This window comes from Segatella sp. (assembly GCF_977051555.1).
This window is the reverse complement of sequence record NZ_CDRSSE010000069.1, coordinates 1-11,444: the sequence shown is the minus strand read 5'-3', so window position 1 is coordinate 11,444 and position 11,444 is coordinate 1. Positions and strand designations below refer to the sequence as shown.

Sequence of the window (11,444 nt, the reverse complement as noted above, 5' to 3'; positions counted from 1 at the left end):
TGTGGGAACAAAACGACGAAAAATTAACTTTGCTGTTTCTCAACAATGGAACCCATAGCGATTTGTTTTGACTATAATGTAAATTCATATACAAACATTGTATTATAATTACTCTAACAGCCATTGTACGACAAGCGCACGGAGGCAGAGTGTATGGATATATTTGATTGTTGGATTTATATAGTGAAGAATATGATGGCGTAACAACCAAGGTGGTTAACCAAGCCATAAGAAACAATCCAGATAAGTTTCCTTCTGGATATGTTATCGAACTGACTAACAGCGAGAAAGAGCATGTGGTCAAAAATTTTGACCACCTCGAAACATTGAAGTTTTCTCATGCAACAGTAAAGGGATTTACAGAGCAAGGACTTTATATGCTTGCCACAATATTAAAATCACCAATGGCAACAGCCACCGCCATTGCCATCATTGATACTTTCACTCAACTTCGCAAGTTGGCAAGAACCATAGACAAAGTGAATGAGGATGCAAAGGAGCAGGGCATTTTACCAGACAAAGCAACAGAAGGTAAGATACAAGCTGCTATGAACGAAGTCTTCGCAGATAAACTGCCATTAAAAATGCGCAAATTGACTTTTGGAGTTAATTTAGGGGTTCTGAAATTTTCTATAGAAACCACAAGAGAATCTAAAGAATAAAACAACATAAAAAGGAGGGAAGAATATGAAGACTATAATTGATTACTTGGGGGCACAACTAAAAGGAGAACTTGACAGACTTTGGGCAGACGGAACACTCAATGAGGAAAAAGTAGAAAGTTTCCGCACACTCCATGAAAGGACTCCATATCATAAGAAAATGTTTACTAAACTCTTTGAGGAGGCGGAGATTGCGAAGTTCACCCCAACAGAGTTGAAAGAATATGAGGATAGTTTGAAGGCGTATCGTGATGTCAAGAACTCTATAGATACGGCTTTGGAAAAGGGCCGTGAGGAAGGTATGGCGAAAGGTATGGAAAAAGAAAAGCTAGCCACAGCTCGCCGCCTCCTGTCAATGGGCCTTTCTGATGAGCAAGTAGCAACAGCCACCGAACTTCCATTGGAGGAAATCCAGAAAATGAAGGAACAAGCCTGAACCGGACTGAAGGCCCAGAAGCCCCTAGCCCTAGGTAATTACGGACACAAAACTGTCGCCCTGTAAGTACAAAAGCTTCAAAGTATCAGGTTGGGGTAAGCCTGAATTAATAGATAAATACGAGTTACAAGAGGTAGAACTACGTTTACCTATTCCTAGTGAAACTGGTGGTCAAACTGGTGGTCAAACTGGTAATCAAACAGGATCTCCAAAAACAATTGAAAAAGTTTTTGAATTAATAAAAGAAAATCCGTATATAATCCATCGTCTCATCATCGAAACAACAATATTCAATAGGCGGCTCTCAATTCCGGGAGCCGCCTATTTTTCTTTCTCCTCCCCCTTTTCAAGTATTTTTTCCCTAAAACCTTGGAAGTTACGAGGAAAAGTCGTATCTTTGCCAACGAATAGCAATATTGCGTCCACGACCTTATAAAGCGTAAGCAGATGGCAAGATTTATAGACCCACGTGTTGACTGGGCTTTCAAGAGGATATTTGGAAGCGAAGACACGAAAGAATGTCTGATTACATTCCTAAACGGACTGTTTGAAGACGAGTTGGTAATTAAGGACGTGACGTTTGCCAAGACCGAAAAACTTGGCTTGCGCCCCGATGACCGTGGTGTGGTCTTCGATGTCTATTGCATCACAAACGAAGGCAAGCATGTCATCGTTGAGATGCAGAAGAAAGAGCAGGAATACTTTGCCGACAGGGCATTGTATTACACGGCACGTGCCATTGTGCAGCAAGGCATCCGTGGAATCTGGGACTACCACTTGGCTCCAGTCTATACGGTATGTTTCATGGATTTTGTATCGCAAAGTCCGATACTTAAGGAGTTTCGCACCGATTTGGTGCTCACCGACTTGCAGACACGCCAACGAGTGTCCGACAGGATGCGTATTGTGTACCTCCAGTTGCCATTGTTCGACAAGCATACGGAGGCAGAGTGTATGGATATATTTGATTGTTGGATTTATATAGTGAAGAATATGAACATGTTTGAACAGATGCCATTCAGCGAGAAGTATCCAGTCTTCCGCAAGTTGGCAGAAATAGGCGACCTCCGCAAGCTCTCCCGAGAGGAACTAGAGCTGTATGACGAGGACATCAAGAATATGCGTGATATATATGCCACCAGAAAATTCGATGAAAAAAGAGGTATGGAAAAAGGTATGGCGAAAGGTCGTGCTGAAGGTGAACTGTCTAAAGGTTTGGAAGTAGCCCGTAATTTGTTGGCAATTGGTATGTCTTGGCCTCAAATCGTGCAGATAACTGGATTAACAGAAGAACAGCTGAAGCAACTTCAGCTGTAGTGTATGTCCATTATTTATATAGTGAAGAATATGAACATGTTTGAACAGATGCCATTCAGCGAGAAGTATCCAGTCTTCCGCAAGTTGGCAGAAATAGGCGACCTCCGCAAGCTCTCCCGAGAGGAACTAGAGCTGTATGACGAGGACATCAAGAATATGCGTGATATATATGCCACCAGAAAATTCGATGAAAAAAGAGGTATGGAAAAAGGTATGGCGAAAGGTCGTGCTGAAGGTGAACTGTCTAAAGGTTTGGAAGTAGCCCGTAATTTGTTGGCAATTGGTATGTCTTGGCCTCAAATCGTGCAGATAACTGGATTAACAGAAGAACAGCTGAAGCAACTTCAGCTGTAGTGTATGTCCATTATTTATATAGTGAAGAATATGAACATGTTTGAACAGATGCCATTCAGCGAGAAGTATCCAGTCTTCCGCAAGTTGGCAGAAATAGGCGACCTCCGCAAGCTCTCCCGAGAGGAACTAGAGCTGTATGACGAGGACATCAAGAATATGCGTGATATATATGCCACCAGAAAGTTCGATGAAAAGAGAGGAATGGAAAAAGGAATGGCGAAAGGTATGGAAATAGGTATGGCGAAAGGTATGGAAAAAGAAAAGCTTGCCACAGCTCACCGCCTTCTATCAATGGGCCTTTCAGATGAGCAAGTATCAACTGTCACCGAGCTTCCATTGGAGGAAATCCAGAAAATGAAGGAACAAGCCTGAAACTAGCTGAACTTTCAGAAACTCAAATACAGGATATGAGACGTTTCTTTGGGTTCAAGGAGACGTCTCTTTTAGTTTAAAGAGATAGTTTCTTAGGTTGAAGGAGACTGCTTCTCGAGTTGAAGGAGACTGCTTCTCGAAGGTTGCCACTAGGCTCAGCAGCTCTGCCGAGCCTAGTGACAACACCTTTTAATCGTACAACTACAACCCTTATTGTCGTACAACCATAAACCTTTTAGTTGTACAACCATAAACCTTTTAGTTGTACAACCATAACCCTTTCAGTTGTACAACCATAACCCTTTCAGTTGTACAACCATAACCCATTCAGTTGTACAACCATAACCCATTCAGTTGTACAACCATAACCCATTCAGTTGTACAACCATAACCCATTCAGTTGTACAACCATAACCCATTCAGTTGTACAACCATAACCCATTCAGTTGTACAACCATAAACGCAAGCCCGCCAGGCGTTCTTTTTACGCCTAGCGGGCTTGCGTTTTTTACTTTCTGAACTTTCTCATGTGGTTCAAGTACGGGCTAGGAGCTTCTGCCCCTTCGGGCATGTGGAGCCAACTTGCGAAATTTGAGATTAGGAGAAACTGTTTCTGAGTAATTTACTGATAACTTGAAGGATTCTTGCTGTTTTTTTTGGTGCTTTCAAGAAAATAGCTTATTTTTGCACCATAATTCAGTTAAACGTTTTAAAAGGAGATGGATATGAAACGGATAGAAGAACGATATATCAGCTTGCTTACCGATTTCGGTTTTAAGCGTATCTTTGGGACAAAGCCTAATAAGGATTTGCTCATCAATTTCTTGAATTCACTGTTTGATGGTTTTCAGGTTATCAAGGATGTGAAGTACTTGAATAGTGAGCACGTTGGTGATGTTTTTGCCGAACGCAAGGCCATCTTTGATGTATATTGCGAAAATGAGCATGGTGAAAAGTTCATCGTTGAGATGCAGAATGCTTATCAGAAGTACTTCAAGGATCGTTCTTTGTTCTATTCTACTTTTCCTATCCGTGAACAGGCTCCAAAGGGGGCTGAATGGAACTTCAAACTTGAACATGTATATACGGTTGCTCTGCTGAACTTTGACTTGGAAGAAGAGGCATTTGACAAGAATGATATCAACCATGATGTGGGTTTGCTTGACAAGAAGACTCTTAAGGTTTTTAATGACAAACTATCTTTCAAGTATGTTGAGATAGCGAAGTTCAATAAGACAGAGGAGGAACTTGATACGCTTTATGATAAGTGGTTGTATGTGTTGAAAAACCTTTCCCGATTGGATAAACGTCCTGCTGCCTTAAAAGAGAAAGTATTTACTAAACTCTTTGAGGAGGCGGAGATTGCGAAGTTCACCCCAACAGAATTGAAAGAATATGAGGATAGTTTGAAGGCGTATCGTGATGTCAAGAACTCCATAGATACGGCTTTGGAAAAGGGGCGTGAGGAAGGTATGGCGAAAGGTATGGAAATAGGTATAGCGAAAGGTATGGAAAAAGAAAAGCTAACCACAGCTCGCCGCCTCCTGTCAATGGGGCTTTCAGAAGAGCAAGTATCAACAGTCACCGAGCTTCCGCTGGAGGAAATCCAGAAATTGAAAGAACAAGCCTGAACCGGACTGAAGACCCAGAAGATATAAGGTCACGCAGATTTCGCAGATGACGCAGATATTTTTTTGCGCTGAATGTTTGAGGTCACAATTTGTGACCTCAAACGGCAGAGGTGGTAACCGCTACTCAACTTATAGTTGAAAAATCAGCAACATCAATCGCCTCATTCAAGTACTTCATTCAGCTACTTCAAGTGCTTCATTCTGCTACTTCAGTCACTTCATTCAGCCAACGAAATTGACTCTTCCACCCAACGAAGTCGAATCTTCCACCCAACGAAGTCGAATCCGTCACCCAGCGCAGTCGTATCTTTAACCCAGCGCAGTCGTATCCGTCGCCTCAATGAAACGTATGAACTTGTACAATGACGTGCATGATGCGAAAGAGGCTCTTTTGATGGGAGCCAGGACGCTTCTGAAATTACGTCCCGACGTATCTTTTGCTACGTCGGGACGCATTTTTTGCTGCATCGGGACGTAGCAAATGCTGCATCGGGACGCAATTTTCATTTCCTCAGTTAGCTATGATTCCTCCTCTCTCCAGCCATTTAGCAAAGAAGCGGTCGCTAACCAGATAGCCAGTCGGAGTCTTGCTTACCAACTGCTTATCCACCAATGCCTTCAACGCCGTCTTTACGCTGCTCGTGGCTGGAAGATGGTGGGTGCTGATAAACTGCTGGCTTAACGGCGAAGCTACCAGATGCTCACGAGCTATCGCCCCCAAAAGCATCTGCTGGTTCTCTGTTAGCCAGGCACAATAGTTCTGATAAGTCATCGCCTGCTCCTCTATCAGCTCCAGAATCACCTCGTCTACCAAAGACTTCGTAATCTCGGAAGAAGCATGCTCGTAGATGCCGTGCAATATCGACTGCACATACCAGGTTACACTATCAGACTGCTGATAAATATAAGAAAAGGTGGATTCATCTATCGACCTATGCTGAGATGCCAGCAAGCGATTGGCAAACTCCCGATACACCTGCTCCCCGATGCAAGGCAAGGACAACACCAGCGAACTCTGGAAGAAAGGACGGCTTGCCGACAGAAACATCTCCTGCATCATGTGCTGCTGACTGCCCGAAAACACGAAATATACATTCGGTAAGAACTGGATATAAGAACGGATCATCGCCTCAACCCCATCCTCCGAATAGCTTAATATCTGCTGAAACTCATCAATGGCAATGTAGCAGCGCTTTCCCGACTGCTTCAAATACTCAAAGATTCGCTTCAGACTCTCCCTCCCCTCACTCGGTTTCAAGTCTAAAGAAAAAGAAGGAATGCCAGTCAATTCATCAATCGTCAGAGTAGGTCGCCAACTGTTGAAGAATTCCTGTACCTTCCGAAGAGCAGATTGAGAAACAGTATCCAGCTTTCCGATGATTTCAGAAGCCATCAGCTGCACCATCTGCTCCAGATTCTTGGTGGCAAAGATGTCGAGATAAAAGCACTTCACTCCCTCATATTGCTCCTCCATTTGATGGAATACATGATGGATTAATCCCGTCTTACCCATACGGCGTGGGGCAACAAGCGTGATGTTACGCTCATTATGCAGCGAAGAAATCATCTTCTCAGTCTCTTTCTGGCGGTCGCAGAAATACTCTGCGCCCTTATAGCCATATACCACAAAAGGATTGTTCAATCTTGCCATATCTTGTTATTATTCATTATACAAACATTCATTGCGTTTTTTACGCAACGCAAATTACGCAATAAAAAACGAGACCGCCAAATGTTTTCTAGTTTTTTAATATTTATTATCTCCTAAAGGCGCAGATTACCATATACACCTTATTATATACATAGAAGAAAAGCGCGCCGGAATGCAAACGTTTGCACAAGAAAATCACTTGATTTGCATCAATTTTTGAACAAGCTAATGAAATAAATCGTAACTTTGCCAACGAAAAAGAATACAACTTACAATTAGCAATCACAAAATACAATGATAATTATGAAGAAGATATATTTCACCCTCATCGCCGTAATGGCACTCACGCTTGGAGCATGCTCTAGCAGCAATGACCCTGATCTTCCAGATCCAACTCCTGCTCCTACCCCATCTCCCGAGCCAGAACCTGAGCCAAGTCACAATTCACAAGGCTGGGCTAGCGATTATAGCGGCGTTATGCTGCAAGGATTCTCATGGGATTCTTATAATGAATCACAATGGAAGGTTTTAGAGAAACAGGCTGATGATTTGAAAGATTACATCGACCTTGTATGGCTTCCACAAAGCGGTAAATGTATGGAGACCACTCAGGTGATGGGATATATGCCATATTACTACTTCAATCAGAACTCTTCGTTCGGTACAGAGGCAGAACTCAGAAGTCTGATTACTAAGTTTAAAGCCGCCGGTATAGGTGCAATAGCTGATGTTGTGGTAAATCACCGCAATACAGACGGCTGGTTCACCTTCCCAGCAGAAACCTACAAGGGAGTGACCTACCAGATGTTGTCTACCGATATCTGCAAGAATGATGATGAAGGAAAAACTGCAACCCAGGCTGCCACAGACGGTGTAAGCCTCAGCCAGAACAATGATGAGGGAACCGATTTTGGCGGTTGCCGTGATATCGACCATAAGAGCGAGAATGTGCAGAAGGTGATCAAAGCATATCTGAAATATCTGAAGGACGACTTGGGTTACACAGGTTTCCGCTATGATATGGTGAAAGGTTTCGATGGTAGCCATGTTGCCGACTACAATGATGCAACAGGTGTAGAATTCTCTGTAGGTGAATATTGGGACGGTAACGACATGATAGAAAGTTGGATAAAAAGAACCAACAAGAAGAGCGCAGCCTTCGACTTCCAGTTCCGTTATAACGTACGCGATGCCGTAAACGGAGCGGCTAACGGAAAGGTGACAACATCTTCAGACTGGTCAAAACTCAACAGTAACGATAATCTTATGCACGATGCCAATTATCGTCGTTATGCGGTTACTTTTGTAGAAAATCATGATACACAGAAACGCTCTGAATCAGAACAGAACGACCCTCTGCGCAAAGATACCATAGCAGCAAATGCCTATCTGCTTGCTATGCCAGGCACACCATGTATCTTCCAGCCACACTGGAATGCTTATAAGTCTGAGATAAAGGAGATGATTGCAGCCCGCAAATATGCTGGTATCACCAATATGAGCAATTATGCCAACAAGCAGAGCAAGAAAACTCTTTATGTGAACGAGGTTACTGGTACTAAGCACAAACTTCTTGTGGCTGTAGGTAATGATGCAGCAGGATATGCAGGAGAAACAGGCTATACTAAGATTCTTTCCGGTTATCACTATGCCTATTTCCTCTCTAATGATGCAGAGACCTCTTGGACTAGCATGCCTTCTGGCTCATACGAGGAAGGTTTCAAGACCACACTTACTGCAGTCAGCCAGACTGAGGGAGCCAAATTGGTTTATACCTTAGATGGTTCAAATCCTACTGCGAAGAGCATAACTGTAGAAAGTGGTAAGGAAATCAGCATCAATGGTACTTGTACCTTGAAGGTTGGATTGCTTGTGAATGGTGAAGTTAGAAATATCGCCACACATCAATATACGATTGAGAAGTTCAAGGCATATAAATTTATGGTTTATGTGAATGCCGATGCTGTGAAATGGAGCCCATTATACTGCTATACATGGAAGAAAGCAGCATCTGTTGAGTGGCCTGGTGAAAAGATGACAGAAACAAAGACCATCGGTGGTAAGACATGGTATTACAAGGAAGTCAGCATTGATAATGCAACCGAGTTGGTGAATGTCATATTCAATAATGGCGCAGATAAGCCGCAGACTGTAGATATAACAGGTCTCACCAGTACGGCTTACTTCGAAATCGAAACATCCAAGGAAGGAAAGAAATATAAAGTGAAGGATGTTACTGCAGAATACAACAAATAAGTTCAAAGAATAGTTTCAGTTTTTAGTTTAAGTTTTTTAGTTTTAAGTTTTTAGGTTTATTAAGGTTTATGTTTTTAGGTTTAGTTTTGTGTGAACAAAATTATTAGTTAGTTGTTTTAGGTTAGGAAAAAGAGGTATACCCAAGATTCGTCTTCGGGATATACCTCTTTTCTTATTCTATTCAAGTTTCGCAAGTGAGGGAATTAATTGAAGTTAAAGAAGTTATCACTCCCTACGGTCGTTCGGGAAGTTAAAAGACAATAGTCTTTTGTCGTAAAACGTAGGACATTTGTCCCTTAACTTCCCTCTAACTTCTCTAACTTCCCTTAACTTCCCCATATGCGAAAGTTCAGTTATCTATATTATCTTTCACGTTGGTCAGCACCCCACATCAGTTTCTCTCTCAGGGTAGAGAAATAACGCTGGTTGCGCTGCTTTACAATCTTGATGCTATGAGGAGCCTTGCGGATGATAAGGCGGGTTTCCTCCGTCATACGCTCACTACGACCATCGATGGCTACCAGATAGTTGTGGCTGCGACTCTCGATATCGAGCGTGATGACTGCCGTATCGTTGATGACGATAGGACGGATGTTCAGACTGTGAGGAGCCACCGGAGTAAGACAGATGCTGCCACTCTGCGGAATGATGATAGGACCGCCATTAGAGAGATTGTATGCCGTAGAACCAGTTGGCGTGGTAACAATCAGTCCATCAGCCTGATAGGTAACGAGGAATTCGCCATCTACCTGCGTACGGATGGAAATCATCGAAGCATCATCACGCTTCAGCACGGCGATATCGTTAAGGGCGAAAGGATTGCCGGCAAGGATGCCACCTTCTGCCTCCACCTGAATCACCGCATGCTCCTCTATCAGGCATTCACCTGAATAAAGACTATCCAGAGCCGACTCTATCTCGCTAGGCAGCACATCAGCAAGGAATCCCAATCTGCCCATATTCACACCAATGATAGGTGTACCTTTGGCACCTACCCGGCTCGCCGCCTTGAGGAAGGTACCGTCACCACCCATAGAGATGACGTAATCCACATCAAAGTTATAATCCTCGAACACCCCAGCCGCCTTCACATCGAGATGCTGGTCGCGGGTAAGAAACTCATAGAAAGCATTCTCCACATAAACTTCAGCCTCCTTCTTTTCGAGATAAAGAAGGATTTTCTCTATCGAAGCCGACTTCTTAGCCTGGTATTCATTACCAAATATTGCGAATTTTAAATGTTGTTGTGCCATTTATTTTGTTATTTCAATAATTATTCTTACTTTTGCAAAGGTAATCATATTATTTGAATAACAAGACAAAAAACAAATAAATTATGGCTAAGGTATATGAATTTCTTGCCAATGGCTTCGAGGAAATCGAAGGATTGGCTCCGGTAGACATCCTCCGCAGAGGTGGTGTAGACATCAAGACTGTAAGTGTAACGGGTACTGAATGGGTAGAAACATCGCATGGTGTGACCATCAAGGCTGACCTGAAGTTTGAGGATATTGAAAGTTTTGAAGATGCTGACATGCTGATGATTCCAGGCGGAATGCCAGGCAGCACAAACCTCAACGAGCACGAAGGTGTGCGCCAGGCGCTCATCGCCCAGCACAAGGCAGGCAAGCGAATCGGTGCCATCTGCGCAGCTCCGATGGTTCTGGCAAGCACAGGCATCCTCGAAGGCAAGAAGGCTACCTGCTATCCTGGCTTCGAGCAGTATTTCGGCGAGAATACCGAATATACCGCCACCCTCTTCCAGGAAGACGGCAACGTGATTACGGGCGAAGGTCCTGCCGCAACCCTCCCATACGCTTACAAGATATTGAGCTACTTCGTAAGCAAGGAAACTGTAGCTGCCCTGCAGGATGGCATGATGTATGATCATCTCATGCAAAGCAAGTAAGCCCTATAAACTATAAATTATAAACTATTAATTAGTAACAAAGTGGATTACGTAATCATAGTAGCCGGAGGCAAGGGCCTCCGCATGGGAAGTGAGATTCCAAAGCAGTTCTTGCCGGTAGCGGGCAAGCCTATCCTGATGCGCACCATCGAGCGTTTTCATGAATACGACCCTGCATTGAACATCATCCTGGTTCTGCCGGAGAGTCAGCAGGCATACTGGCATCAGCTCTGCGAGGAGCACCATTTCGACATCAAGCACCAGATAGCCAATGGTGGCGACACCCGTTTCCAGTCATCCAAGAACGGACTGGCTCTCATTCCTGATAATGAAGATGGCGTTGTGGGCATTCACGATGGCGTGCGTCCATTCGTATCTAAAGAAGTCATCGAGGAATGTTTCGAGACGGCTCGCGAAGAATATGCAGCCATCCCTGTATATGCCGTAACCGATACCCTGCGCTATATCGACCAGCACGGAGGTGGAAAGAACGTGCTGCGCAGCGATTACCGCGTGGTGCAGACTCCCCAAACCTTCGACATCGGTCTGGCAAAGCAGGCTTTCAACCAGGAATACAAGGAACAGTTTACCGATGATGCTTCGGTGGTAGAAAGTCTTGGCTGTCAGGTTGCGATGGTAGAGGGTAATCGTGAGAACATCAAGATTACTACCCCATTCGACATCAAGATAGCTGAAGCTTTGCTGGGGTAAAGCGAAACAACAAGGCATAAATCGGGTAGGAGGTAAATGCTAATCACAAAAGGCATTTGCCTCCTATTTTCACACTTACCGACCTCCCACACCACCGTACGTGCGGTTCCGCATACGGCGGTTCCTATTTTGGATGCCATTCGAG

11 protein-coding genes are annotated in these 11,444 nt (G+C 43.8%); 9 read left to right on the top strand and 2 right to left on the bottom strand.

The features are described 5' to 3' along the window. Positions 1–167 precede the first annotated feature (167 nt). From ACWJAO_RS12680 to ACWJAO_RS12655, 6 genes are all read left to right on the top strand, one after another. Entirely contained in the window at positions 168–662 is a 495-nt protein-coding gene (locus ACWJAO_RS12680; protein WP_449140525.1) for an ORF6N domain-containing protein, read from the top strand. A 25-nt stretch (positions 663–687) separates the two neighbouring features. Next, a complete protein-coding gene (locus ACWJAO_RS12675; protein ID WP_449140524.1) occupies positions 688–1,098 on the top strand; it encodes a PD-(D/E)XK nuclease family transposase in 411 nt (136 codons plus the stop codon). Between the two features lie 447 nt (positions 1,099–1,545). Further along, the gene (locus tag ACWJAO_RS12670) at positions 1,546–2,415 is read left to right on the top strand and encodes an Rpn family recombination-promoting nuclease/putative transposase (RefSeq protein WP_449140523.1); all 870 of its coding nucleotides are present in this window, start codon (positions 1,546–1,548) and stop codon (positions 2,413–2,415) included. A gap of 30 nt (positions 2,416–2,445) precedes the next feature. Beyond that, the gene (locus tag ACWJAO_RS12665; RefSeq protein ID WP_449140522.1) at positions 2,446–2,769 is read left to right on the top strand and encodes a transposase; all 324 of its coding nucleotides are present in this window, start codon (positions 2,446–2,448) and stop codon (positions 2,767–2,769) included. 30 nt (positions 2,770–2,799) lie between these two features. After that, positions 2,800–3,141, top strand: coding sequence for a transposase (locus ACWJAO_RS12660; RefSeq protein ID WP_449140521.1), 342 nt, complete (start codon positions 2,800–2,802; stop codon positions 3,139–3,141). A 719-nt stretch (positions 3,142–3,860) separates the two neighbouring features. Continuing rightward, positions 3,861–4,772, top strand: a complete 912-nt coding sequence (locus ACWJAO_RS12655; protein ID WP_449140520.1) for an Rpn family recombination-promoting nuclease/putative transposase — start codon at positions 3,861–3,863, stop codon at positions 4,770–4,772. A gap of 511 nt (positions 4,773–5,283) precedes the next feature. Here ACWJAO_RS12655 and ACWJAO_RS12650 read toward each other — a convergent pair. After that, the gene (locus ACWJAO_RS12650; protein WP_449140519.1) at positions 5,284–6,423 is read right to left on the bottom strand and encodes an AAA family ATPase; all 1,140 of its coding nucleotides are present in this window, start codon (positions 6,421–6,423) and stop codon (positions 5,284–5,286) included. Positions 6,424–6,726: 303 nt separating this feature from the next. Here ACWJAO_RS12650 and ACWJAO_RS12645 point away from each other — a divergent pair, with 303 nt between their 5' ends. After that, entirely contained in the window at positions 6,727–8,679 is a 1,953-nt protein-coding gene (locus ACWJAO_RS12645; protein WP_449140518.1) for an alpha-amylase family glycosyl hydrolase, read from the top strand. 362 nt (positions 8,680–9,041) lie between these two features. On the opposite strand, the gene ACWJAO_RS12640 is transcribed toward ACWJAO_RS12645, so the two are convergent. Further along, positions 9,042–9,932, bottom strand: a complete 891-nt coding sequence (locus tag ACWJAO_RS12640) for an NAD kinase (protein ID WP_449140517.1) — start codon at positions 9,930–9,932, stop codon at positions 9,042–9,044. Positions 9,933–10,015: 83 nt separating this feature from the next. Here ACWJAO_RS12640 and ACWJAO_RS12635 point away from each other — a divergent pair, with 83 nt between their 5' ends. Both ACWJAO_RS12635 and ACWJAO_RS12630 read left to right on the top strand, forming a co-directional pair. After that, a complete protein-coding gene (locus ACWJAO_RS12635) occupies positions 10,016–10,588 on the top strand; it encodes a DJ-1 family glyoxalase III (RefSeq protein ID WP_317604348.1) in 573 nt (190 codons plus the stop codon). A gap of 42 nt (positions 10,589–10,630) precedes the next feature. Further along, positions 10,631–11,299 (top strand): 2-C-methyl-D-erythritol 4-phosphate cytidylyltransferase, encoded by a 669-nt coding sequence (locus ACWJAO_RS12630; protein ID WP_294850291.1) that lies wholly within the window; start codon positions 10,631–10,633, stop codon positions 11,297–11,299. Positions 11,300–11,444: the final 145 nt, after the last annotated feature.

Coding starts and splice junctions, on each gene's coding strand:
- ACWJAO_RS12675 (WP_449140524.1), top strand. CDS start 688: ATGAAGACTATAATTGATTACTTGGGGGCACAACTAAAAGGAGAACTT.
- ACWJAO_RS12640 (WP_449140517.1), bottom strand. CDS start 9,932: ATGGCACAACAACATTTAAAATTCGCAATATTTGGTAATGAATACCAG.
- ACWJAO_RS12635 (WP_317604348.1), top strand. CDS start 10,016: ATGGCTAAGGTATATGAATTTCTTGCCAATGGCTTCGAGGAAATCGAA.
- ACWJAO_RS12665 (WP_449140522.1), top strand. CDS start 2,446: ATGAACATGTTTGAACAGATGCCATTCAGCGAGAAGTATCCAGTCTTC.
- ACWJAO_RS12660 (WP_449140521.1), top strand. CDS start 2,800: ATGAACATGTTTGAACAGATGCCATTCAGCGAGAAGTATCCAGTCTTC.
- ACWJAO_RS12655 (WP_449140520.1), top strand. CDS start 3,861: ATGGATATGAAACGGATAGAAGAACGATATATCAGCTTGCTTACCGAT.
- ACWJAO_RS12650 (WP_449140519.1), bottom strand. CDS start 6,423: ATGGCAAGATTGAACAATCCTTTTGTGGTATATGGCTATAAGGGCGCA.
- ACWJAO_RS12670 (WP_449140523.1), top strand. CDS start 1,546: ATGGCAAGATTTATAGACCCACGTGTTGACTGGGCTTTCAAGAGGATA.
- ACWJAO_RS12645 (WP_449140518.1), top strand. CDS start 6,727: ATGAAGAAGATATATTTCACCCTCATCGCCGTAATGGCACTCACGCTT.